Origin of the sequence: Oculatella sp. LEGE 06141 (genome assembly GCF_015207605.1) — a bacterium.
Taxonomy (GTDB): Bacteria; Cyanobacteriota; Cyanobacteriia; order Elainellales; family Elainellaceae; genus Oculatella.
The window spans coordinates 215,281-239,592 of record NZ_JADEWO010000001.1 but is presented as its reverse complement, the minus strand read 5'-3'; the positions used below and the strand labels follow the sequence as shown (position 1 = coordinate 239,592).

Genomic DNA, 24,312 nt, shown 5'->3' with positions numbered 1-24,312 from the left:
GCCGTTGGAGACAGCCCAATCAATCGGTCAAAATCTCATCCTGAGTGTCTTCTGGATGATGGTGCCATTCCAGATCCGGCATTTGGTCGAACGCTTGCCGTAGCGAGATTTCCCAGAGCTTTCGCATTTTTGCCAGATAGGGATCGCCCAATCGCAACTGCAAACGATGCCGCACCACAAAACTGTTGGCTTCATACATCATTAGATCCACGGGCGGCCCCACTGAAATATTGGATTTCATTGTGGAATCGATCGATAGCAGCGCACATTTGGCTGCCGAGTCTAACGGCGTTTCAAACGTGAGGGTGCGATCGAGAATCGGTTTACCGTACTTCGTTTCCCCAATTTGCAGAAAGGGCGTTTCTGGGGTTGCTTGAATAAAATTTCCCTGGCTGTAAATCATATACAGTTCAGGTAGTTCTCCTTGCACTTGCCCACCCAAGAGCAACGTGCAGGCATAATCAATGCGATCGCGCTCCAGCCAGGGTCGTTCTTGCTCCTGGGTTTGCCGCACTTTGCCGCCAATGTAGCGAGCAATATCATACAGCGTGGGTAAGGTGTGCAGATTTGCAGTTTCATTCAGCTTCAAATCCTGCCGTAGCGAATACAGCACCGCTTGCGTGATCGATAAATTACCCGCCGTACATAGAAAAATGACCCGCTGCCCCGGATGGGAAAAATCGAACAACTTTTGGTAACGCGAAATGTAGTCAACACCCGCATTGGTGCGAGAATCAGCGGCAACAACAAGACCGCCGCGCGTCATAATGCCAAGGCAGTAGGTCATGGGCAAGAGGAAGTAGGGAGTAGGAGACGGGAGGAAACGAAGGTTGTGCAATCCGTACAACGATTATCGCTCTCTGTCTAGATGGTTCAATGAGCAGATTCGTTAAAGTGTCAAATAGACGACTAAATTGAAATTAAAGCCATTATGCAAACGGAAACTGCCAATCCTACGATCGCCCAATTGCCGCCGCTGATTCCGCGCGAGGTGCTATTTGGCAATCCAGAACGGGCACGGCCTCAGCTATCGCCAGACGGTAAGTATTTAGCTTATATTGCGCCAGACGAGAAAAATGTATTACAGGTCTGGCTGCGAACGGTAGGAGCAGAAGACGATCGCCAAATTACCGCCGACCAAAAGCGGGGCGTTCGGATGTATTTCTGGACATACGATGGCAGTCACTTAATTTACATGCAGGATGCCGATGGAGACGAGAATTTCCATTGCTACTCGGTTGATGTTCAGTCCAATATTGTCCGCGATTTGACCCCGTTTCAGGGGGTTAAAGCAGAGCCAATTGACCTCGATCCTAATGTCCCGGATGAGTTGCTGGTGGCGCTCAACCTCAACGACCCGCAAAAGTTTGATGTTTACCGCATTAACCTCAAAAACGGTGCGGTTGAGTTTGATACAGAGAACCCCGGCAATATCGTCGCCTGGACAGCCGATCAAGCCTTTCAAATTCGGGTGGCGATCGCTGCAACGCCTGACGGTGGTTCCGATCTGCTCTACCGCGATACGCCCGAGCAAGACTGGGAAGTGCTGCGCCATTGGGGGCCAGATGATGAAGGCTATGCCGTCAGTTTTTCTGAAGATGGCAAAACGCTTTACATCGTTGGCAGCCATGATGCCAATGCACAACGGCTGCTGGCGCTCGATTTAGCCACCCGTCAAGAAACGCTGGTTGCGGAAGATGACCAGTATGATGTCGGCAGTATTTTGACGCATCCCGTCACCGATGAGCCGCAAGCCGTTGCCTTTTACCGCGACAAATTGGAGTGGCAGGTACTAGATCAAAGCATTGCCGCCGATTTTGAGACGATCGCCCATATTCGCCCCGGTGAGTTTGGTGTGGGTGGACGAACGCTAGCAGACGATCGCTGGTTGGTGGCTTTTACCACCGATGATGGCCCCGTATACTACTACGTCTACGATCGCACCTCCAAAAACAGCACCCTCCTCTTTAGCAATCAACCCGAATTGGAGAACGTTTCGCTGGCCTCAATGGAACCTGTCTCTTACACGGCGCGGGATGGGTTGACGATTCACGGCTATTTAACCACTCCGGTGGGCATTCCGGCTGAGAACCTGCCGACGGTTTTGCTGGTGCACGGTGGCCCCTGGGCACGAGACACCTGGGGCTACGATCCCGAAGCGCAATGGTTGGCAAACCGGGGCTATGCTGTGCTGCAAGTCAATTTCCGAGGCTCGACAGGGTACGGCAAAGCGTTTGTGAATGCCGGAAATCGGGAATGGGCGGCTAAAATGCACGATGACCTGCTGGATGCCGTTAACTGGCTCACAGAAAAAGGTATTTCCGATCCAAGCAAGGTGGCCATTATGGGAGGTTCCTATGGTGGATATGCCACGCTGGTAGGTTTAACCTTCACGCCTGATGTATTTGCGGCAGGTGTGGATATCGTTGGCCCCAGCAACATCATTACCTTGCTCAACAGCATTCCGCCGTACTGGGAGCCGCTAAAAGCGCAGTTCTATCATCGGGTGGGCCATCTCGAAACCGAGGAAGAGTTTTTGAAGTCGCGATCGCCCCTCTTTTTCATCGATCGCATCCAAAAGCCGTTGTTGATTGGTCAAGGAGCGAACGACCCGCGCGTTAAGCAGGCCGAAAGTGACCAAATTGTAGCGGCAATGAAACAGGCAGGTAAGCCCGTTGAATATGCGCTTTACACCGATGAAGGCCACGGATTTGCCCGTCCTGAAAACCGACTGCATTTTTATGCGATCGCAGAAGAGTTTCTCGCCAAGTACATTGGCGGTCGGGCTGAACCCGTCGGCGACATTGCCGGACATTCGGCTGTGTTGAACTAGCAATTAGTGACACAAACCAGGGAGGTGTGTGGTCAACACACTTCCCTTTCTGCCAGGTAGAAACAAGACTGAAGCAACCCGTTAAATGAGTGTAAAGATTTAGCAAAACTCTCCCCCAAAGGAGGGAGCCTGAATTGACTGACACGACTCCGTGGGTACTTTTAAAGTAAATACCTACCTCGGAAGTAAATATGAACGAACTCTCTAACTCCCTTAAAGAACTAAGACAGAGTGTAGGCAAAGTATTTAAGGCAATGAGAGGCCATCCAACTCGACCGAGCGATGTTGCAAGGCTACAGCGGAGACTGACGAGGCTGGCTCGGAGAACGAGAACGCGATTGAGTGATATTGAAACACAGCAAATTGCATTTACAGAAGACAAATTTGAACCGCATGTGTATCGCAAGGCATTAGAACTGAATGTCAAAGAACATGTGTACGGCAAGGTTTTGGGAGTCATTACAGTTGGAACAATTGTATTAAATTCAGGAATTTTCTTCTTCTTACAAAACACGATTCAAAGTGAAATTACCAAAGGAATTGAAGAGGAAATTGCCGAGAAAATTCCAACGCTATTAGAAGATTCAGAACGGGCACGCCATGATAACCTCCTCTTTTTGCTCCAGGTGTCTAACCAGGGTGATGAAGGTGCCTGGGCAAGGCGATCGATTCAGGAACTGAGGGAAGAAAACGAGAAGTACACTCAATTGCTCCTCAGTTTTATTGATCCCGACACTCCAGATGTAAAACAAGAACGGTTGCTGGCGATCGACTATGCGGCTAGAACTAGAGATCTAGGTTTGCTAGAGGTTCTGTTCAAAAGCTGCAAAAGTGTAGCCCATACTTCAGAAGTACGCAGCAAGTCATTTGAAGCGCTGCTTCAGTACCCTTCAGAAACCGTTTTGCGGGTTTTGAATGAAGTGGTTAAACCAGAAGAGAACCGAGGCCCCTTTTGGGAAAATATGGTTCAGGCATTGGCCACCAGAAATATTGACACCCAACTGGATAAGGACATTGCCAGCAAGATGATGCACGATGCATTGGGCAGTACCAATCCAGATGTGTTTACATCGGCTGTCATTTTCTTCATGCTCAATCCCGACCAGTGGCAAGAGTCCTACAGCAGTTCTATTGCAAATAAAGAATTATTGTTACCGCTGGAAGATGTGAAGAAATTGATAAAAGCGGGGATGAAAGATGCTTCCAGTTCAGAGCAACAAAAAGCCAGAGAGATTTTAGATACTGCAATAGAAGCATCAGAAGCGACTGATAGTAAATCAGCCAATCAACCTCGAACGGTGAGGCTTAGTTTAGAAAAACTTCAGGACATTCAGAAATACTTTTCTCTTACGCTTCTTCGCTCTGGAACAAAGGATCTCTTTGAATATTCTTACGGCTACTACTATCCGTATAACGTCTGGCTTGAGGAAGTTCTTCCTTTATTTCCAAGCTTTGCAACCGAAGATGGTAGAAAACCAAATGATGCAATTACCGAGGCGGATCAGCGCTATATGCAGGATCAGTTAAACTCGCAGCTTGAAGATGCAGTTTGGAACCCGGATATTGCTAAATACGAGCCGCTGAGCCAGGACCTATCCATCCGGCGTCTGAGGGAAGGAAAGATGGACTCCTACCTGGACTGGGCATATTCCTCCTATTACGAACCAGAGATCTGGTTAGGAGATATTTTTCCACTATTTCCGGGGGCTAAAGACGCTTTTTCTACTGTTCCAACCGGCACAGACGAAGAGCAAGAGACACTCCGGTACTGGGTTTCTAGCAACCAACTGCGGTGGAGAACAGAACGCAGAGTGTATGAGTTGATCGACCTGGAGAAAGAGTCCATCACAGAACTGAAACAAGGCGATGTCAGCGGTTTTGTGAGCTGGATGAGTTCTGGTTACTATACGCAGGACGATTGGATTAATAAGGTACTGCCGCTCTTTTCGCCGGAGATCCGCGCGGAGGTTTTCTCTAGCGCTCCAACGGGCACTAATACCGAGCAAGATGATCTTTGGAATTGGGTTAAAAACCATCAAGATCAGATGCAGTGGGTTCCTGCAAGCCAACGCTATACGCTGCCGCCTGACTCATCAAGCGCTCGATAGTGGTTTTAGTCGCCAGAGTTCCTGGGCGATCGCTTTCGTTATGTCTTGGGCTTCATAAGATTGGGCAATCGATATGGTTAATGCTCAATGTTAAGAGGGCGAGGCATGTTGCCGCATCGGTTGCGTAGAGCCATTGTGTTGTGCTGTTTTAGCATTCTGCTAGCCGTTAGCTGTGTGAATCAGGCTCCTCCAAGCACCCACTTGCCGCCGGTTGAACCGATCGCTGTTATTTCTGAGTTCCAGGCCGCTGGAGTAGAGGCGTTTGTTCAAGAGGGGCGGGAAGCTGCGATCGCCCAATATGGACTGCCGCGCTTTCCGTTGAGAACCGTGTTTGTGCGATCGGCAACCTCACCGTTTACAACTCTGGAAGATGCCAGCCAGGGGCAAATCGCAATTTACCTCAGCCGCCAACCGAGTGATTTTGCCTTTTGGGGGCAGCTTTCCCACGAAATCTCGCATCTGCTCAATGCCCGCTTTTTCGACTGTTATGTAGAAGGCCAATCAACCCTGTTTGCCGAGCAACTCATTACCCAAAACGGCATGGATTGGAGTGGTTGGTTGCAATATTTTCAGCAAGGCCAAGAGCCGTTCTATGGCACCACTTATTTCATGATGAAGGAGGTTGCCGCCATTGTAGGTGCGGAAGCGATGCAGCGGTTTCTCAGCTTTGCAGCCTATCATGATGGCAATCAGCACTGGATGCATATTGATATCGATCGCTGGTTGGCTTCGTTGCCGGATGAAACCCGATATGCGGCAAAGGCACTGATTTTACGCCACATCCCCAACGTTAGAGCCACTCTCCCATCGGTTGATTCGAGATATGTCTGCCTGTCGCCTCGCTAGTTGTTGGCGGCGATCGCTTCCCCCTTAAGAGGATGTTTTAGAAGCCTAATTTGTAACCCGACACCCGTAGGGGCGCAGCATTCGGCAGACAGCCTTTGTGATAGCCCCAGAAGTATTGCCCGAATGCTACGCCCTTACAGGAGACATTGGATGCTTCTCAAACATCCCCTAAATTCTCAATTCAGGATATTGACTCTCCCAAACAGATGCGATAGCGTCAGATATTGACGTTATTCTGCGGAATAACGCTCATGGTTCGACCCGAAAATTTAGTCGGCGCGACCCGAAGTTGTGACAGCAACTCCGAGCCGCTAACCCAGCCAAACTGGAATCAGCAGTTGGTGGGCTAAGGAAGCATTTTAACTCTTCCAGGCCACCCCGATTTGCTGTGAGCATTGGCAACGGGGTGGCTAAATTTTTGGGTTTTCCTCGCCGTTTCAATTACCGGAGTGAAAACCCATGACATCCGTTCAACTACAGCCCGTTGACATCCACGATCCTGAAGGCGACTGCCTGCCACCGTCACCCCACCACCGAGAACCGCTGAAGCATCTGCTCATTGGTTCCCCGATCGCCATTCGCAGAACCATTCACCTTTTGCATAACCTGCGCTATGCCGAAGCCGGATTGTGGAGTCCGCTGATTACTATTCCGAATCAGCAACTTATTGTGACTCCCAACGAAGGAGATGTAATGAGCCTGTTAATGCGATCGATTCGCCTGACATAACCTGCCAAAAACGGCGATCGCGTCTCATTGCCGAAACGCGATCGCCCTGCAAAACATATAGCTACTTAATCTACCTTGTCTGCCCCTTTCCAGGATGGCGCTCCCTCTTCAACCGTCACATCTTCACCTTGAACCTGCTTAAAGAAAGCCTTTGTGCTGTGGGGCAACGGTTGATCCAAATTGAGCTTCTCGCGCACGTTGTCAGCCGCATCTTTAATCGACTCGCCCAAGCCTTCGCCGCTCTCCTTCGCCGTTCTAGACGGAGTTTCACCCTGGTTGACCTGATAACTCCGGGCTTCGGGCGTTAGGGATGTAGCGTGTGCTGGTGAGCCATAGCCAAACGTCCCAAAGGCAACGCCAGTAAGCAATGTAAGTCCCAGCAAAACAGTAGCCAGGAGTTGACGCAGGTGCATCTTTGGCAACCAAGAAGTAACTCGACTCATATCAAATCCTCTAATTAACACTGACAACAGTGTTCAACGTTAACCACAACCCAACATCAATCTGACGATATAAAGGCCATCCTGCTCCTCCCTGAGACGTTGTGACGAGTCAACAGTCAGTACCCAAAAAGAAAGAGACGCGATCGATCGCGTCTCTGCCAAAGGGTTGCACGTCTGATAAATGCACTATCTAATGAAGGCACTGTCAATGAATGGGACTCAACGAAGCGACTTAACCTCAACCGCCCTGGCGCAGTTTATCTAACACACCCATGTCTTCTAGCGTTGAGGTATCACCCGTTACTTCCTCCCCAGCCGCCAGCGATCGCAACAATCGCCGCATAATCTTGCCAGAACGAGTTTTAGGCAACGCATCACTGAAGCGAATTTCACCCGGACGGGCGATCGCGCCGATCTCCTGTGAAACGTGCTTCTTCAACTCCTTAATCAGGTCATCACTCGGCGTGTAAGTGCCTTCTAATGTGACAAAAGCAACCACATCACTGCCCTTCACTTCATCCGGTTTACCCACCACCGCTGCTTCTGCAACCGCCGGATGAGACACCAACGCCGACTCGATTTCCATCGTGCCGAGTCGATGTCCAGCCACATTGATCACATCATCCACCCGACCCATAATCCAGAAATAGCCTTCCTTGTCTTTGCGTGCCCCATCTCCAGCGAAGTAAACATATTTTCCGTCTTTGGGCGGAATGTGTTCCCAATAGGTGCGGCGGAAGCGATCGGGGTCGCCAAACACCGTTCGCATCATTCCCGGCCAGGGATAGCGAACCGCTAAATATCCACCCTGATTGTCTTCAACCGCATTGCCCTCCAGATCCACAACATCGGCCAAAATACCGGGAAACGGACGGGTCGCCGAACCGGGCTTGGTCGGCACTGCCCCCGGAAGCGGTGTAATCATGTGGCCTCCCGTTTCCGTTTGCCACCAGGTATCCACCACCGGGCACCGTCCGCCCCCAATCACCTGCTGATACCACACCCACGATTCCGGATTAATTGGCTCACCCACCGTCCCCAACAGCCGCAGCGACGATAAATTTCTGGCCTTGGGCAACTGATCTCCCATCTTGATAAAGGCTCGAATGGCCGTAGGTGCCGTATAGAAAACCGTTACACCATACTTTTCAATGACATCCCAAAAGCAGCCCGGATTCGACGGACGGGGTGCCCCTTCATACATCAGCGTAGTGGCACCATTGGATAGCGGCCCATAAACGATGTAGCTGTGGCCTGTAATCCAGCCCACATCAGCCGTACACCAGTAAACATCCGTATCCCTCAAATCAAACACCCACTTGGTGGTGATGTGGGTGTACAGGTTGTAACCGCCTGTGGTGTGAACCACACCCTTGGGCTTGCCCGTACTGCCAGAGGTGTACAGAATGAACAGCATATCTTCACTGTCCATTGGCTCAGCCGGACAATCCGCCGATGCCTGCTTTAAGCACTCATGCCACCAATGATCGCGCCCCGACTGCATCGCAATTTCTTGTGCCGTCCGACGAACCACCAGAACATTCTCGACACTGGGAGCGGCCTCATTGGCGATCGCTTTATCTACCTGTTCTTTTAAGGGAACGATCGCATCCTTCCGCCAGCCACCATCTGCGGTAATGACCAGTTTGGCTTTGCCATCCACTAAGCGATCGCGTAACGCTTCGGCACTAAAGCCACCAAAGACAACCGTATGCGGGGCACCAATCCGGGCACAGGCTAACATGGCGATCGCTGCTTCTGGAATCATGGGCATATAAATCCCCACGACATCGCCTTTCTTCACGCCCAACTGTTTCAGGACATTAGCCGCCTGACACACTTCACGGTGAAGCTGAGCATAGGTTAGCGTCCGCGAGTCTCCGGGTTCTCCTTCCCAGATCAGAGCCGCCTTGTTGCGTCGCCAGGTGGTGAGATGGCGATCGAGACAGTTATAGGAAATATTGATTTTGCCGTTGACGAACCACTGGGCAAACGGGGGTTGCCAATCCAGCACTGTATCCCACGGTTGAAACCAATCCAGTTCTTGCTCGGCCAGTTCTGCCCAAAACTTCTCTGGGTCAGCCTTGGCACGTTCAAAAAGCTGCTCATACTCTGCCTGACTTTTAATATGAGCCTGTTGCGAAAACTCAGCCGGAGGATCGAATAAACGCTTTTCTTGAAGAATAGATTCAATTGTTGCTTCTGAGACCATAAGACGTTTAGGGTTCCTGACGTGGGAACGATGTGATTGCTATACGCTTCTTTCCAAACCATACTTTTTTTTGCCCACCCCTTCCTGCCTAAGTTAGGGTTTCTTTAAGCTTTTGCCTGTTCTGCGTCAGGTTAGTCTCGCGGCACAAGTGGCGATCGCCCGTTCCCCGGTTTCGCTCATGTGGCAGAGGTCAAACGGTCAGACCTGCACCACACTGAACAATCAGGAGGTACGACTAATAATGAACTCTAAAGCAGAACACAGCGACATGACGAAGATGTTGTCCTCGCGTCTCGTGCGAGGTACCATTCTGGGCTTACTAGTGGCGATCGTTGGGTTGCTCACTGTCAGCTTTTTGCCGCCTCAGGCGTGCGCTCGGCCAGCATCGGGGGAGTACGCGATCGCCATTCCCCACATGCCAGGTGTCAAATACAGCAACATTGCGTCACTGGCGGCCAATCGGGGATGGCAGATGGAAAGCCGTTGTTCATGGGCAGGTAGCCGAGATTTAGAATACAACTCGGAACAAACCCCAGCCAGGAAAGACTGGGTGATCTCGCTTGTTCATGCCCTGCCGACCCAAACCCATGCCGAAACAGCCAGACAACAAATCGTCCAGGCAGGCAGTATGGGAGGCCACCCGGTTTGGGGTGGTGCTGCAACTCCCTGGATTGTTGAGGGCAACTAAGCCGTAGCGTCAAAACGATCGCCCAGCTTATGGGCGATCCGTTTCTCAACGTCACCTTTCGTAAACAGCGTCCGTTCCAATCCAATAATGGACACCCAGCGGGTTGACCTTGCTAACCTGCTGGATGGCGTTGTCGTGACCAAAATTTCCTATCATTGCGATCGTTGCGGCGAAAACACTCAACTCGCTGATGTTTTTGGTAGGTCAAAGGACACTCCTTAGACGAATGACCAATGACGGAGCAGAAATCGTATCGCTTACTTCCGCCTCAGAGGATGTCTTAAAAGTGCTAAGCTCCAACTCGAACCGCCCCCTAATCCCCCAAAATTGGGGGATTCCCGAATCAATTCTGTTTCAAAGTCCCCCAGTTTTGGGGGATTTAGGGGGCTAATTTAGAATGTTGAGCCATTCTCAGGCACCCTCTCAGCGTATTGGTCGTTAGCTGCCCCCATCCCCCTGAGAGCATTGAGGGATAACCATTGCGTTTTTTGAACAAGAGCAAAGTTTGGTGAGCCAACATCAGGATTTGTCACAGTTCTATTAAAAGGAATGCGAGACAGCTCCAACCGTTAACAGAGCGATCACAATATCCACATACGCTGGTGAACGGTTCAGGTTGAATTGGGTGCCCCAGATAAAAACTGAACAACTGAATAGAACTGTACGGTTAGGACGCAGATTTTCCATCCAAGTCACCCTGGAATTGCTTGCCAGGATGCAACGCCAAGTCGCCGTTAGGATCAGGTGGTTCCATGATGACTAAGAGTGCGCTGACTCATTCAGGTTCCAAAAAGCAGCAAGGCTCCCTTGCTCTGCGCGATCGCATTCAAATTGCCCTGGCGATCGCCGATGAAACCATCCTCAAATCGTTGCTTGTTGGCTGCACCCCACCGATCGCACAGCCTCACCGAATTGGAACCGTGAGTTCCACGATTGGCGTTCCGATCGCGGCGCACAGCAAAGCCGTCGATGGCATCATCCAATTTGAAGCGGTCAACTGCATTCTGGCAGGGTCCCCTGCCGAGGTCGATCCGCGATGGGCAGACCATCGTGGGCGCGATGCTGCCAGCCGTGAGTTAGCTCATCTCACCCGCTGTGAATCTGAAACCCATATTCTGGGTCAAACGATCGGCCTCCCACAAGCTTTGTCCCTTCTGGCACATGCTGGCTTTTCACCCCAGCAGGTCGAAGCCATTTTGAACCTGCCCTACGAGGCATGGCACAAATCCTGGTGGTACACCCTGGATGCGGAGGGACGCTTCACGTTGCCATTTCTGCGCCTCATTCGCACCCTGCGCTACACCGATGGCACCTTCACCATTCAATACAAAGACTATTTCTCTCAACAAAAGCCATCCTGCTTCAAGAGCCACGACCACAAGGTCATCATTGAGATTAAACCCGAGCTAAATAGTTTCCGCAAAACGCTAGCCAAAATTAACCAGTCCAGAGAAACCTTTGGGATTGATAAGGCATTGCTTATTTGTGATTCTATTTCCGACTTAGAAGCTCAGGGATTCGTTAGTCAGGGCATCAGCATTTATGCCGCAAACGAAGTCATCCTGCCCGCAGAGGCAAATTGCGGCATTTGTTCAACCCCGGGGTGCCCCATGTCTGGCATTGCCGATTCGCCAGTGTTGACCTGTCGTCGCTTTTGTTTGCAGGGATAACAGCTAAACCGTTGGATGGGTGCTTCAAATGGCCGATTAGTCCGGATCTTGCTTGTGCCGTCGTGGGTTAGCGCGATCGCCCGATGATCCCTGCTGCCGATACCAGCGATGCCACTCACTGGTGCTACGAATGGCCAACCACAGCAGCAACAGGGCAATCAACCCTCCCTGCGTTGGAGCATCAAAAGCAAACAACACCAGCGAAACGCAGAGAAAATCTTGAATAAAAATGACCCAAAGCGGTAACCCCTGAAGCCGAAAAAACCAGCCCACCTGAACCAGTTGCAGCACGAGCGCCAGCAGCCCCCCGACCACGCCAATAATGCCAATCATCCAGTCTTCTGCTGCAACGCTACGAGCAACAGTAATACCAACGATCGCCCCCACGATTGGGCTAAACACCAACTGCACCAGTTGCACAAACCGTTGACCCAGGCGTTCCTTGGTTAACAGCAACTCAACGCAAGACCAACTGACCAGTGTTCCTAAAATAATGGGTGGCGGCACGCGCGACAATAAAGGAGCCTTTGCCCATAAATCGCTGCCGTACAGCAGCCCAATTAGCAACAGCGGTAGGGCAATCCTCATGCCAACCGCCGCCGATGCCGAAAGTGCAGCTAAAAGTTCAATCATGGTTAGCCTATTTTCCGGCTCATGATCTAATCATATTGCCTTTGATAACGCTCCAGACAGGGTTCGAACCTGTGACCGACCGCTTAGAAGGCGGTTGCTCTATCCACTGAGCTACTGGAGCAACGAGAACGCAAAAAACTGAACCTTAACCTGAGTGATTCCATTATGGAATCTTGGGAAAAATAGAGAGAGCAATTTGCTGTTATGAACCAATATATAGTACCAAGACAGGTGCTATCTTGGTGCTCTAGCAGCCGATCTAGCCTTAACTCTCATCGCAGAGTCTAAAGCTAGAGTAGCGTGATTAAGAGATGTACACTAAAACCAACATGATTTCTAAACGAAATTCGGTTGCTTTTGTTTACAAAGTCTCCCTTCTACAATCGCTATAGTCATACCAAGCTGAGTGACCCTCATTTAGCTAAACCTCAGTATGCCTGTGCTTCGTCAACAAAGCACTCTCCAGGAGTAAATCACTCCAGCCCAACATCCCCGACCCTGATCAGGAGTCATTGGCAGCGTCATGTTTATCTTAAAGAGGCAGGATGTTGAAATTTCAACCATTCAGCACCCCAGTAAAGATCAGCAGATTCCGATTCTTAAATATCAGGGGCAAACCTTTCGCCTGATCAGTGTGTTTGGTGCGGCGCAAGAAGAAGACGCTAAAATTCTCTGGCGTGACCTTACAGATAATCGCGGCAAAGCGTGTGTATTGCTAGAAGAACCCGATCGCTACAGTATTTGGGGAAAAGTTCGTTTAGATCAACTCGAATCAGACGGAGCCGACCACAGTGCAGGTGGTGAAACCTCTCCTTCTAGTGTCCAGGCTTGCTTGCTGTTGCTGCAAGCGGTCTACATCGACATCGAAGACTTGCTGGGAACCAGGCATGTTGGGTTGTTCCAAAAAGAAATTACAGCCGTCTTTCAACAGTGGCGGTTTCCTCAGACCGATTCACCAGATGCCATTAATCATTTGTTAACCGTCAATCCGCTCACGGGCGTTCAAGTCCCACCCTGGCAAGAACATCACCTCAACACCCTGTTACAAGAGCTTTTCCGGTTGGGTAAAGAGCATTTTGGGAATGCTAACTTCACAGAACGGGTCATGGATGCACTGCAAGATATGCCTGCTAACGATCGAACACAATTCTTAGCCTGGTTAAGTCACTCTCCAATCGGCAAAGTTTGGCAGTAGGCTTTATGATGAGTGCTTTCGTTAACATCTGCTTGTATCTGCCAGTCTTAGTTGCATTCCGAGGAGCAGCCCCTTGAAAAAATCCTCTGGTTCCGAGTTGAAGGTTTCAGTTCAAGCCGTGATTTTGGCGGCGATCGCGTGGTCTACTGCTGCCCTGCTGTTTTTCCTACTCTTTAGCGTTCCGCTTCCAGGTCAGGGACGGCCTGAATGGTATGGCGTAACCACCTATATCCTGGAGGACATCGCCTTCCTCGGTGCTGGCATCATGTGCTTTCGCAATTGGCGCAGTTCGCAAATTGTCAGTGGCCGTACGGTATGGCTATCAATTGGGTTAGGCATGTTTTCCTACTTTATTGGAAACCTGCTGCTGGCCTATTGGGAATTAGGATTGCAGCTACAGCCCGATGTTTCACCCGGAGACATTTTCTTTATCGCTACCTACGTTTTCCTGGGATGGGGAATGCTACAGGCGGTTCTGTCGCGGCGGCTCAGTTTAACGGCAGCACAATGGGCTACCCTGGCGGGGATTGCAATTGGCAGCATTGCCCTGGCCTATGTTCTGGCCTTTTCTCCTGCCGAAGCGGCTCCACAAAGCCTGTTGACCGATCCCGCTTCTACATTGGTTGCAACCACCTCTCCCACCATTGCTCAGGCGGAACCAGTTAGCCCTGATGTCATCAGTCAAGTCGAAGAAGCCTCGCCTCCTATTCCCGCATGGGCTGATTCTATTAACGAAACGCTAGCCCCCCTTTCCAATTTCGTCGGCATTCTATATATAGTTGGCGACATTATTCTCGTCATTATTGCAACCACCTTGCTGCTTGCATTTTGGGGTGGGCGGTTTTCGGTCTCTTGGCGGTTCATTTCGGCAGCGGCGCTATCGTTCTACATTGCAGATATGTGGTTTTACTACGCCACAAACTACATCGAAAACTATCAAACTGGAGCATTGCCAGAAGTCTTCTGGATTTTTAGCGGCTGTTTGTTTGCCATTGGCGCAGCTCTGGAATACGACCTGTCAACCCGATCGCGCAGAGGCGCACGAAAACGAACATAAGACAGTCGTTTTGAGTCATTATTAACTCATATAGACTAATGTACTGATGGCTCGGCACATTCCTCGAAACGCTGGGGTTCTGTGTGTGCTACAGTGCGATCGCTAATTGAAGACACGTTCTGGCATGGCTCCCACGAAACTGACCGAATCTGATAAACAAGACATTCTAACTCGCTATCGTCAGCCAGAGGAGACAACCTCAACATTGGCGAGCCGTTATGGTGTTAGCAATAGCACAATTAGCCGAATTCTCAAACAAAACTTATCGGATGAGGATTACGAAATACTTGTCCAACAAAAGCGTTCAGGTATTGCTAGAGGGGCAGTAGTACAACCTACCCTGCTTGAAGTAGACTCGACACCACCCACGACAAACACCCCTTTCATCGACGCTGAAGTTGTTTCCACTGAAGCCGTTCAGTCGGCAGCAGATGAAGTTGAAGTCCCTGAGTCTGAAGAATCTCCTGGGCAGCGTCGTCGCCGCAAGCGATCGACTGCGGCGGCTGAACCGGAAGTGGTTAAACCAGAGATCGTCAAACCAGACGTAGTTAAACCAGAAATCGTCAATTTAGAAAAAGGCGACTCTAAGCCAATTCCGAAAACGGCTAAACCAGAAAAACCAAAAGTAGCTAAACCAGAACCAAAGCCCAAGCTAGACGTTTCGCCCTCTGTCGATCAAGGGGAAAGCGAGTTAACACAACCATCCGATCGTTCTCCTGCGGCTCTTCAGAACCACGATCATGTGGCGCAAACAAACGCCATTGAAGAAATTTTGGAAGAAGAGCTGATCGATGAAGAAGACTTTGATGAGATTGAAGATGATGCAGAGAACGACGATGATTTAGATGACGACCTGGATGACGATGATGAACTAGACTCCAGCCAGATTGGTGACTACGCAACGGTGCATGTTCACGGTGGTGTCAGGATACAGGTGCTGCCCTTATCAGAAGCCGCGCTGCCCAAAACCTGCTACATCGTTATCGATCGTTCTTCTGAGTTAATTACTCGCCCTCTTAAAGACTTTGCCGATTTGGGACAAATCCCAACCGAGGAAGTGTCAGAGAAGACGTTACCGATCTTCGACAACCATCGAGTGGCCAAGCGGTTCTTGCGGCGAATGCAGCGAGTCGTGAAAGTTCCAGATGGGAAGGTGTTTCACAAAGTAACGCCTTATTTGCAAGCGAAAGGCATTACTCGCCTGTTGATTGACGGTCAGGTGTATTCGCTGTAGTGCCGGGGGCTGTGTTGAAGAGGGCATACCTGTGAGCGGGTGTGCCCTCTTCTAGTTGAGGGGGTCAATTGCTGCCTGAGGACGATCGCCATAGTGGTAATACCAGTGCCGTGCCCACCATGCCAAGAGCAGCGCTAAACGCTAGGATTAAACCCATTGGCAGCTCAACTGACTGAAAAAACAAAAATCGCAGCGTTACTGGGGCGGCATTCTGCACTGAAATCAGGGCGATCGCGCTGATCCAGAACGCAATAATAAGAACCGTGAGAAACTTAGCCATTCCGGTTTAAAGACAAAAGACCTGATGTAGAACGATCCCGACGAGCGTATGTAGGAGTAGATGCGGCTCCGCTTCTATCGCTACCCCTACATCTTATCTTTCGCTACCCGCTACAGCCCTCTGCTAAACAGATCACCAGAACCGACTGAATCGTGGCCGTTTCTCTAAACTCCTGTGTCTCGTTGTATTCACCAGCGGGCGATGGGTAGATGCCCGCTGTTTCTGTACTGCCGTTGCCGGTTCCAAATGAAATGTTAGAGGCGGCCTGCTGCTCAAATCGGACATATTCTCTCGATTCATTTTGGGTGTTATAGGCCAGGGTTGCTTCACCGTACGCTTGTTCGGCTTGAGCAATCGACGTCCCTGGCCCAACCCCCTCGGCGGTGAGAAAATTGGGGTTCTCCGTAAATACACCCTGAATCACATCACTGTCAGCAAGCGGTTGTCCAGCCAGGTGGAGAATGTAGTACTGCACTTCTCCATCTTGACGAACAGCGATCGCGTCAAAATCGACAATGAAGGGGGACTGAGCGCTAAATTCGACCTCTGATCCCAATGCTTGCTTCAAAGCACCCAGAGTCATACCGAGCTGTGCTGGCCCAATCCCCTGTTCCGAAATCAAGGTACGATCGGCATCGCTGACGGGAGCTACTGGTGTGCTAGAATCAGCGTCAGGCACAACAGAGGCCGATGGCGAAGCGTTAGGCAGTGGTGATTCTGCCGTAGACGATTGCGGCGGCTGACCGCAACTAGCCAACAATAGGGTACTGGCAAGACTTAGACAGGCTTTTGCAGAATAATTCATGAATTTGGCTCTGAAAAAAACCTACAAACTAGACACATCTCAGTCAGCTTTCTTAACCTGAGGAGCATTCAAACAGCCGCTACATCAGGGCACAACGTCCCCGTAAAGGCATGACGTATAAGTATATCCTGTTGCTCCCCAAACACCTGAATTGGTTTTTCGTGCAGCCGTCTGGTTGCCCAAGTGACGGGGCTGGCATTCATAAGGGCGAGTCACCCGATTCAGATGGATCAGCGATCGCCAGAGCAATCTGATAAATTTGACGACGCGGTAACGTGGTTTGCTGCGCCAGTTGACGGCTTGCTTGCGATCGCGATAATCCCTGACGCAGTAACTCGTGTAACTCGGCCTTCAATGCCTGCTCCGACAGCAGCGGTTGGGTCAAACTGGCTCCCTCAACTATGACAGTAAATTCGCCCTGCGGCTGGCGCTCAGCATAATAGGCGATCGCCTCTGCCAATGTCCCGCGCCAAAATTCTTCATGCAGCTTGGTTAATTCTCTGGCTAACACAACGGCACGTTCTGCACCCATTGTTGTAGACAGGTCTTGCAACGTTTGTCGCAGCCGATGGGGCGCTTCGTAGAACACCATCGTGCGTGATTCTGATTCCAGAGTTTGTAGGCGATCGCGGCGTTCTGCCCCCTTAGTGGGCAAAAATCCCTCAAACACGAAGCGATCGGTTGGCAATCCGGCTGCGCTCAGAGCGGTGATCACAGCACTGGCTCCTGGAATGGGAACAACCCTAATCTTTTCATCGGCGCAAGCTTTGACCAGCTCATACCCAGGGTCAGAAATTCCTGGCATCCCGGCATCTGTTACCAGCGCGATCGTCTGACCTTGCTGCAATCGAGCCACCAGTTCCGGCAAACGGCTGAACCGATTGTGGTCATGGTAGCTCACCTGATGGGTCGCAATTTGGAAATGTTGGAGGAGTTTACCTGTGTGGCGAGTATCTTCTGCGGCAATGACATCCACTGATTGCAAAACACGCACCGCCCGGAAGGTTATATCCTCCAGGTTGCCAATCGGAGTTGCAACGACGTAAAGCGTTCCTGCACTAGTAGACATGTAGGCATCCTAACTTATTCAGACCCAGGGGCGTGGGATGAGAACAGCATCTCTGAATGTGCCCATTGTCTCTGTATGTGGGTTAACTCAGTGAAAACACGGACGAGTCGTTTGGTGCAGATGGGATTGTTAAAGCTTCTACAAAGCTTGTTTTTAGGCGTTAACTTCTCTGAGCAGTTCGTCTATTCTCGCTATAGAGCTTACAGATGATTCTTGTGTATTTCCATGCTGATTGCACCGAAGCGGCTTTCTCACGTTGTCTCCATCGCAGGTCGCCATCACCGGCTCACTGTATCCAGCGTTCATCCTTCAGTGACCAGCAAAACGAAGCGATGTATTGATATAGCGGGTGCTGTAATTGGCTTGTTGCTGACAGCCGCATTGTTCATACCGATTGCGATCGCCATCTGTCTAGATAGCCCTGGCCCTATCTTGTATAGCCAAATTCGCTGCGGATACCAGGGACACCGTTTTCGGATGTGGAAATTTCGCTCGATGGTACCCAATGCTGAACAACTGAAACAGCAAATTCCAAATCAGGCTAAAGGCCACATTTTTAAGAATGACAACGACCCTCGAATGACACGGGTCGGGCAGTTTTTGCGTCGCACCAGTCTGGATGAACTGCCTCAATTCTGGAATGTGTTACGAGGAGAAATGAGCCTGGTAGGATTCCGTCCGCCCACTGTGGATGAGGTAAGCCACTACAATGACCGTCATCGCAAGCGTCTCCACGTCAAACCTGGAATCACAGGTGAGTGGCAAGTCAACGGGCGTTCTTGCATTTTGAATTTTGAAACGGTGATCAATCTCGACTTGCGGTATCATCGTCGGTGGTCAGTTGCCTATGATTTGCATCTGATTTGGAAAACGATTGGGGTTGTGTTGCACAGGCGAGGTGCCTGTTAGTCGATTGAATGCACCAAAACACGGGCTGTTCGTAGGGTTAACCACCCTCGACATCAGCTACCTGACGGTCGCGCCACCCGATAGGAACCAAAAGATTGTTGCTCTAGACTGCACTATGGCTGCTGGAGGGCCAGCTACCAACGCCGCTGTGACGTTTCGGTATTTGGGCAACCGGGCAACGCTGCTAAGCGCCGTTGGAGTTCATCCCATGACTCAGCTAGTGTTAACCGATGTGCGTCAACGCGGGGTTGCAGTGGCTGATTTAGATCCCAACCGCATGCAGTCTCTCCCTATCTCATCGATTATCGTGACGCAATCGACGGGTGAACGGGCGGTTGTATCGCTCAACGCCACAAAGTCACAGGTCTCTAGCGAGGCGATCGCCCAGGCTTTAGGCGATCGCATTCCGGTTGATACATTAGCCGGTGTTGATGTTGTCTTGGTTGATGGACATCAAATGGCGGTTGGGCGAGCGATCGCTGGCCGTGCTAACGCTTACCACATCCCGGTCGTCATCGATGCGGGCAGTTGGAAGGCCGGATTTGAGCAAGTGTTGTGTCAAGCTAACTTCGTCATTGCTTCAGCTAATTTCTACCCGCCGGGTTGTCAAACAACTGCCGATGTTTTTGCGTACTTAACTCATCTTGGCATCCCTCACATGGCGGTGACGCGGGGTGGAGAAGCGATTCAATTTAGCTCAGAGGGGCGCACAGGCACCATTCCTATCCCTCAAGCCAGCGTGGTAGACACACTGGGAGCGGGTGACATTTTTCATGGTGCGTTTTGTCACTATATTATTCAAACCTCCTTTGCAGAAGCTCTAGCACAAGCGGCGGCAGTGGCAGCCAGGGCGTGCCAGTCCTTTGGCACTCGCCAATGGATGGATGCATCAAGACAGCAGGGCATAGAATCATAGCGCCACGGTCAAGCTCTCTATACCGTAAAACGGTGGGCATTGCTGAATCACGGTATGAATTTGCCCTATGCAAAACAGCAGTGGCTCATAACTTTTCTAATGGTGGGTCTCCTCGCTTCTATAATGGGCTGGAATAACTACGGGATAGTACATCTCGACTCAACGCTGAGGGGATCTAGAGTGGAAACTTTGCAATCGATCGCTGGACATTCGGTCAAAGACATTCTGGCGATCGCCCGTTCCTTAGGATGGGGATCGGCGGATATTTTACGCGCTTTCTATCGAGGGGAACCTGATGAAGATGGCACTAACCGACCGCTACAGATCCAAGACAAAAAAGATGGGCCAGTGACAGCCGCTGACCTGGCGGTTAACCGCTACGTTTTGGATAAACTCAATGCAGCTCTCGGTACAGAAGAGTTTGGCTATCTCAGTGAAGAAACTTACAAAGCGAAAGCCGCACCTGAGTCGCTGCCTCAAGAATGGGTTTGGATTATTGATCCCCTGGATGGGACTCGCGATTTCATTGACAAGACTGGAGAATACGCGTTTCATCTAGCGCTGACTCGTTACGGTCGTCCTGTCCTAACGGTAGTAGCTTGCCCGGAGCTGGAGAAGCTTTACTATGCGACGTTGGGCGGAGGTGCGTTTGTCGAAACCCGCGACGGCAACAGTCAGCCCATCCAGGTGTCGAACCGCAATCGTCTCGAAGATTTAACGGTCGTCGTTAGCCGCACACACCGAGACGGGCGCTTCAATCACTTGCTTCAGAAGCTTCCCTGCCAAAACCAACTGGCGGTGGGTAGTGTCGGTGGAAAGGTTGCGGCGATCGTCGATCAGCGAGCCGATATCTACATCTCTTTATCTGGAAAGTCGGCTCCTAAAGATTGGGACATGGCAGCACCAGAACTGATTCTGACTGAAGCAGGCGGTTCGTTCACTCAGGTCAATGGAGAGCCACTGAAGTATAACCAGGGAGACGTGAACCAGTGGGGATGTTTGATTGCAAGCAATGGAGCCTGCCATACTGAACTGTGTGCCGAGTCAATCAAAATCCTGGCAGAACTGGACAGAACAGAACAGAACAGGACTTAAGCGATCGCCGCGTGCTGCCTTGCGCGTTCAAAAATAATTCAGCTTCTGGCTTACCCCTTTTGAGCAATCACAGCATAAAACGGGTCGGCACCAGCCATTCCTATCATTTGCAAAAAGCTGGGAACCTTACTCTGTCGGGCGATCGCTTCTGGCTCGCTAAAGCCTGCTGTGGACTTGAAATAGCCTTTTACTAGTTCTATGCGATCGCCCTCTGAGCCGTCTCGCCAAGCCTGGATTGCTTTCTGGTAAAACATGCGGTTGGAAAAGCTGATAATGGCGATTCCCCCTGGCTTGAGGATGCGGTAAATCTCAGCGAATATAGCTTCTGGTTGCTGAAGATACTGGACTGAAACGGTGTTCAGAACGGCATCAAACGACTCATCGGGCAACGGAAAGCGCTGATTTTGGTTGAGATCCTGTACAAAGTAATGATCGAGCTGTGGGTTTTTAGCCAGCTCTGCTTCATTCATGCCATGTCCTTCAACATGCTCAAATTTCAGGTCGGGCGGCAAATGAGACACCCAACTGCTCATCATGTCGAAAATGCGGGTGTGAGGCTGAAGACGCTCCTGATAAAGGTCAGTAAGTTGCTGAATGAATGACTCATCGACATGGGTCACAAATCGAGGAACACCGTAGAACTGGGCATCATCAGTTGCATCTAGCTTGGTACGTTGATCCGGTTGCAGTAACATGGGCGAACGTTGAACTTGCTGAACCCTCTTAGTTTAAAAAACTACAGAGTGTTAAGGTATGAGTCTCAAGATTCTTTTTTAGAGCAGTTCGGTTTGCTCAATGCGACGAAAATCTCGCTCGACCTCGTACCATAGCGATTTGTTGTGTGGATCGGTGCGGAGCGCTTTCTTTAGATAGATTCGCGCCTTATCGGCCTGTTGCTGGCTGATTAAGTGGCGACCCCAGCGTTGGTAAGTGATGGCTTGCCACTGACGCACTTCCACATCGTTGGGCAAGCGTTGAGCCAGTCCTTCTACCAGGGCAATGGCTCGTGGAAATCGCTGTTCCCTTAATAGCTGTTGCAATTGTTTGTAGGCAGTCTCCTTCAACCGTTGCTCGGTTTCAGAGAGGTTAGGGTTTCGTTGGACAGGCGGTGGCTTTCGCGTCACCGTAACACGAGTGGGTGGCTCAACAACGGGTGCAGATGGCGACGCTGAAGGGGGATCTTGTGCCGCTTGAGAGGTTGAACTCGAACCTTCGGTAGACTCTCTGCTCTCCGAGGGATGGACAACGCTAATTAGCAGTTTGTAGGCTTCAGTCAGTTGAATAAACTTTTCTTTAGACTGCTCTGGATACTCTGGATTGACATCAGGATGGTACTGCCGAGCCAAACGGCGATACGACGCTTTAATCTCTTCGTAAGACGCGCCAGTTCTCAATCCTAGTAATCGGTAGCAGTCTGCGAGATGCATTGATACAAAAAAACGGCAGAATTTTTGGTAATTCTGCCAGTAGCAAATTTAATCTAGCAAACAACGGGATAGCAAATCGATCAGCAGAATGTTGTTACGAGCATACCCTTGCTATGCGCTATTCTACCGAGCAATTCGCTACATCCCTGGGGCTAAATTTGTCTTGAAGAGCACTACACCGCTTAATCGGTGATGACACGGTCAATGAGTCCGTACTCTTTTGCTTCTTCCGCAGACATAAAGTAGTCGCGATCGGTATCCTTGTCGATCTGTTCGACAGTCTTGCCCGAATGATGAGCCAGCAGCTCATTGAGTTCGCGCCGCACTCGCAAAATTTGTTTGGCTTCAATCTCAATATCGGTAGCTTGTCTGCGGCCAGTTCCACCTAAAGGTTGGTGGATCATAATCCGAGAGTGAGGTAACGCGGAGCGCTTTCCAGGGCTACCCGCCGCAAGCAGGAAAGCACCCATGGATGCGGCCAACCCGACACAAATGGTTACTACATCTGACTTGATGTGTTGCATGGTATCGTAAATAGCCATGCCAGCCGTAACAGAGCCACCGGGCGAGTTGATATAAAGGTAGATTGGCTTGCTCGGATCATCGGAATCCAGGTATAGCATGGCAGCGATGATCGAGTTTGCCAACGAGTCAGTGACTTCCTGCCCAAGAAAAATAATGCGCTCTTGGTTCAGGCGAGTGTAGATGTCGATCCACCGCTCGTAAGGGCTACCGGGAAGGCGGTATGGAACACTAGGAACACCAATAGGCATAAGGCGTTGGGGTTGAAAATGGGGACAGAGAGAAAATAGAGGTTAAACGAGAACCCTCTAGAGACATTGGATGCCGTGGGTTAACGCAGAATGTCTTAGGTTAAAGCAGGAACAGGAGTTGGCAAGTCTTTAGCACTTTCCAAAACCCGATCGATTAAGCCATATTCTTTGGCTTCTTGCGGTGTTAGATAAAACGTCCGATCGGTGTCTTTTGCCAGCTTTTCGGGCGTTTGACCCGTATTTTGAGAGAGAATGTCCAGCGTGGCAGTCTTGTTTGCTAAAACCTCTTTAGCGCGAATTTGAATATCCGTAGCTTGGCCTTGGGTACCCGTTCGGGGTTGATTGAGAACAATGGTCGCATGTGGCAGACTGGCTCTGTAGCCTTTGCTCCCGGCTGACAAAATCATGGCAGCAGTTCCCATTGCCTGACCAATACAGATGGTGTGGACAGGGGGTTTGATATAGCTGAGGGTATCGCAGATGGCAAATGCTTCGGTTTCATAACCAACTGCATCTCCGCTATACCAGGAAGTGCCTGTAGAGTTGATGTAGAAGTAAATCGGCTTCTCTGGATCGTCAAACTGTAGATAGAGCAGTTGAGCAATGATCAGCTCTGTTACATCAATTCCAACTTGGCGCTTAATGTCGTCGGAGGAAAACAGTGGCATCCCCAAATACACAATCCGCTCTTTGAGTAGCAAAGAAGGTAGATCGGGTGGAGGGGTGCGATAGTATGCGTCTCCGTAATATTGAGATTGAACGGCCTTGATAGGTGAACTCATAGTGTACGCCTAGAGAGTTGGCACTATTTCTAACATACTAACGCGATCCGGAGGGGATCGGCGGTGGCAGAGACCCATACAGCGCAGGCCGATCAGTCTCCTTATTGTTAGAGGAATGACGTACCTATAGTCTGACGGGTGGTCTGAATTGGGCAGAAAACCTGCACCTTAAGGCTCCAGGGCTTGTAATATCGATCGGGGTAGCGGCAAGAGAACAGCAGAGATCCACTGTTCCGAATGAAATGCTGTTGCACCATCCAGAGTTGCAATGAATACACCGATCCTGTCTGGATTGAAATATCTGTTAGGGGAGTTACCAAGGTTCAATGGACGCATTTTATGAACAACAAGGCTGGTTTCGTGTTGAAGGTGCTGTTTGCCTCTGCCATCATTTCTGCGGTAATTAAGTATGTCGCTCCTGGTTTGGCCATTCCGGCAACGTCAGCGAATGCTTTGATTGCTGTATTGTCGCCCAGTCTGATCATGGCAGTGATTCTGGGTTGGCGAGCATGGCGCTATACGCGATCGCTGCCATGAGTTCGCTATGCGCTGTACAGCTTCCCTGCCACAATGAATGGACACACAAGAACAGGGCAGTGAAACCACTG

25 protein-coding genes and 1 tRNA gene are annotated in these 24,312 nt (G+C 50.5%); 13 read left to right on the top strand and 13 right to left on the bottom strand.

What is annotated here, in order from left to right:
- Positions 1–19: 19 nt before the first annotated feature.
- The gene (locus tag IQ268_RS01125; protein ID WP_193874655.1) at positions 20–787 is read right to left on the bottom strand and encodes a proteasome-type protease; all 768 of its coding nucleotides are present in this window, start codon (positions 785–787) and stop codon (positions 20–22) included.
- Between the two features lie 144 nt (positions 788–931).
- Between IQ268_RS01125 and IQ268_RS01120 the strand changes: the two genes are divergently transcribed.
- From IQ268_RS01120 to IQ268_RS01105, 4 genes are all read left to right on the top strand, one after another.
- Positions 932–2,833 carry a S9 family peptidase gene (locus IQ268_RS01120; RefSeq protein ID WP_193874654.1) on the top strand — a complete coding sequence of 634 codons (1,902 nt, stop codon included), beginning with the start codon at positions 932–934 and terminating at the stop codon, positions 2,831–2,833.
- A 338-nt stretch (positions 2,834–3,171) separates the two neighbouring features.
- Entirely contained in the window at positions 3,172–4,941 is a 1,770-nt protein-coding gene (locus tag IQ268_RS01115) for a hypothetical protein (protein WP_193874652.1), read from the top strand.
- 87 nt (positions 4,942–5,028) lie between these two features.
- A complete protein-coding gene (locus tag IQ268_RS01110) occupies positions 5,029–5,787 on the top strand; it encodes a hypothetical protein (protein ID WP_193874650.1) in 759 nt (252 codons plus the stop codon).
- Between the two features lie 459 nt (positions 5,788–6,246).
- Positions 6,247–6,516 carry a hypothetical protein gene (locus tag IQ268_RS01105; RefSeq protein WP_228034970.1) on the top strand — a complete coding sequence of 90 codons (270 nt, stop codon included), beginning with the start codon at positions 6,247–6,249 and terminating at the stop codon, positions 6,514–6,516.
- A 65-nt stretch (positions 6,517–6,581) separates the two neighbouring features.
- Here IQ268_RS01105 and IQ268_RS01100 read toward each other — a convergent pair whose 3' ends face one another.
- Both IQ268_RS01100 and acs read right to left on the bottom strand, forming a co-directional pair.
- Positions 6,582–6,959 (bottom strand): hypothetical protein, encoded by a 378-nt coding sequence (locus tag IQ268_RS01100; RefSeq protein ID WP_193874648.1) that lies wholly within the window; start codon positions 6,957–6,959, stop codon positions 6,582–6,584.
- Positions 6,960–7,197: 238 nt separating this feature from the next.
- Positions 7,198–9,171, bottom strand: coding sequence for an acetate--CoA ligase (gene acs, locus IQ268_RS01095; RefSeq protein WP_193874646.1), 1,974 nt, complete (start codon positions 9,169–9,171; stop codon positions 7,198–7,200).
- Between the two features lie 112 nt (positions 9,172–9,283).
- Here acs and IQ268_RS01090 point away from each other — a divergent pair, with 112 nt between their 5' ends.
- Positions 9,284–9,859: a hypothetical protein gene (locus IQ268_RS01090; RefSeq protein ID WP_193874644.1), complete on the top strand. Its 576-nt coding sequence runs from the start codon at positions 9,284–9,286 to the stop codon at positions 9,857–9,859.
- Here IQ268_RS01090 and IQ268_RS32010 read toward each other — a convergent pair.
- Positions 9,856–10,002 (bottom strand): hypothetical protein, encoded by a 147-nt coding sequence (locus tag IQ268_RS32010; RefSeq protein WP_228034969.1) that lies wholly within the window; start codon positions 10,000–10,002, stop codon positions 9,856–9,858. The two genes, IQ268_RS01090 and IQ268_RS32010, sit on opposite strands and share 4 nt — an antisense overlap.
- Positions 10,003–10,611: 609 nt before the next feature.
- Between IQ268_RS32010 and IQ268_RS01085 the strand changes: the two genes are divergently transcribed.
- Positions 10,612–11,529, top strand: coding sequence for a hypothetical protein (locus IQ268_RS01085; RefSeq protein ID WP_193874642.1), 918 nt, complete (start codon positions 10,612–10,614; stop codon positions 11,527–11,529).
- 36 nt (positions 11,530–11,565) lie between these two features.
- Here IQ268_RS01085 and IQ268_RS01080 read toward each other — a convergent pair whose 3' ends face one another.
- A complete protein-coding gene (locus tag IQ268_RS01080) occupies positions 11,566–12,162 on the bottom strand; it encodes a DUF4126 domain-containing protein (protein ID WP_193874640.1) in 597 nt (198 codons plus the stop codon).
- A 48-nt stretch (positions 12,163–12,210) separates the two neighbouring features.
- Positions 12,211–12,283, bottom strand: a tRNA-Arg gene (locus IQ268_RS01075).
- Positions 12,284–12,685: 402 nt separating this feature from the next.
- Between IQ268_RS01075 and IQ268_RS01070 the strand changes: the two genes are divergently transcribed.
- The 3 genes from IQ268_RS01070 to IQ268_RS01060 all read left to right on the top strand — a co-directional run bounded on the left by IQ268_RS01070 (position 12,686) and on the right by IQ268_RS01060 (position 15,648).
- Complete coding sequence (locus IQ268_RS01070) at positions 12,686–13,357, top strand: Npun_F0813 family protein (protein WP_193874638.1); 672 nt, start codon at positions 12,686–12,688, stop codon at positions 13,355–13,357.
- 73 nt (positions 13,358–13,430) lie between these two features.
- Positions 13,431–14,414, top strand: a complete 984-nt coding sequence (locus IQ268_RS01065) for a hypothetical protein (RefSeq protein ID WP_228034968.1) — start codon at positions 13,431–13,433, stop codon at positions 14,412–14,414.
- A gap of 124 nt (positions 14,415–14,538) precedes the next feature.
- Positions 14,539–15,648, top strand: coding sequence for a hypothetical protein (locus tag IQ268_RS01060; protein WP_193874636.1), 1,110 nt, complete (start codon positions 14,539–14,541; stop codon positions 15,646–15,648).
- 64 nt (positions 15,649–15,712) lie between these two features.
- On the opposite strand, the gene IQ268_RS01055 is transcribed toward IQ268_RS01060, so the two are convergent.
- The 3 genes from IQ268_RS01055 to rsmI all read right to left on the bottom strand — a co-directional run bounded on the left by IQ268_RS01055 (position 15,713) and on the right by rsmI (position 17,802).
- Positions 15,713–15,928 carry a lipopolysaccharide assembly protein LapA domain-containing protein gene (locus IQ268_RS01055; RefSeq protein ID WP_193874634.1) on the bottom strand — a complete coding sequence of 72 codons (216 nt, stop codon included), beginning with the start codon at positions 15,926–15,928 and terminating at the stop codon, positions 15,713–15,715.
- Positions 15,929–16,031: 103 nt separating this feature from the next.
- Positions 16,032–16,733 (bottom strand): hypothetical protein, encoded by a 702-nt coding sequence (locus IQ268_RS01050; protein WP_228034967.1) that lies wholly within the window; start codon positions 16,731–16,733, stop codon positions 16,032–16,034.
- Between the two features lie 199 nt (positions 16,734–16,932).
- Complete coding sequence (gene rsmI / locus IQ268_RS01045; protein ID WP_193874632.1) at positions 16,933–17,802, bottom strand: 16S rRNA (cytidine(1402)-2'-O)-methyltransferase; 870 nt, start codon at positions 17,800–17,802, stop codon at positions 16,933–16,935.
- Positions 17,803–18,027: 225 nt separating this feature from the next.
- Here rsmI and IQ268_RS01040 point away from each other — a divergent pair, with 225 nt between their 5' ends.
- The 3 genes from IQ268_RS01040 to IQ268_RS01030 all read left to right on the top strand — a co-directional run bounded on the left by IQ268_RS01040 (position 18,028) and on the right by IQ268_RS01030 (position 20,722).
- A complete protein-coding gene (locus IQ268_RS01040) occupies positions 18,028–18,711 on the top strand; it encodes a sugar transferase (RefSeq protein ID WP_193874630.1) in 684 nt (227 codons plus the stop codon).
- Positions 18,701–19,627, top strand: a complete 927-nt coding sequence (locus IQ268_RS01035; protein ID WP_370584631.1) for a PfkB family carbohydrate kinase — start codon at positions 18,701–18,703, stop codon at positions 19,625–19,627. Before IQ268_RS01040 ends, IQ268_RS01035 begins: the two co-directional genes overlap by 11 nt.
- 180 nt (positions 19,628–19,807) lie before the next feature.
- A complete protein-coding gene (locus tag IQ268_RS01030) occupies positions 19,808–20,722 on the top strand; it encodes an inositol monophosphatase family protein (RefSeq protein ID WP_339383334.1) in 915 nt (304 codons plus the stop codon).
- A 50-nt stretch (positions 20,723–20,772) separates the two neighbouring features.
- On the opposite strand, the gene IQ268_RS01025 is transcribed toward IQ268_RS01030, so the two are convergent.
- From IQ268_RS01025 to IQ268_RS01010, 4 genes are all read right to left on the bottom strand, one after another.
- Complete coding sequence (locus IQ268_RS01025; protein WP_193874628.1) at positions 20,773–21,417, bottom strand: class I SAM-dependent methyltransferase; 645 nt, start codon at positions 21,415–21,417, stop codon at positions 20,773–20,775.
- A gap of 78 nt (positions 21,418–21,495) precedes the next feature.
- The gene (locus IQ268_RS01020) at positions 21,496–22,149 is read right to left on the bottom strand and encodes a J domain-containing protein (protein WP_193874626.1); all 654 of its coding nucleotides are present in this window, start codon (positions 22,147–22,149) and stop codon (positions 21,496–21,498) included.
- A 182-nt stretch (positions 22,150–22,331) separates the two neighbouring features.
- Positions 22,332–22,922, bottom strand: a complete 591-nt coding sequence (locus IQ268_RS01015) for an ATP-dependent Clp protease proteolytic subunit (RefSeq protein WP_193874624.1) — start codon at positions 22,920–22,922, stop codon at positions 22,332–22,334.
- 95 nt (positions 22,923–23,017) lie between these two features.
- A complete protein-coding gene (locus tag IQ268_RS01010) occupies positions 23,018–23,704 on the bottom strand; it encodes an ATP-dependent Clp protease proteolytic subunit (protein WP_193874622.1) in 687 nt (228 codons plus the stop codon).
- 339 nt (positions 23,705–24,043) lie between these two features.
- Here IQ268_RS01010 and IQ268_RS01005 point away from each other — a divergent pair, with 339 nt between their 5' ends.
- Positions 24,044–24,241, top strand: coding sequence for a hypothetical protein (locus IQ268_RS01005; protein ID WP_193874620.1), 198 nt, complete (start codon positions 24,044–24,046; stop codon positions 24,239–24,241).
- Positions 24,242–24,312: the final 71 nt, after the last annotated feature.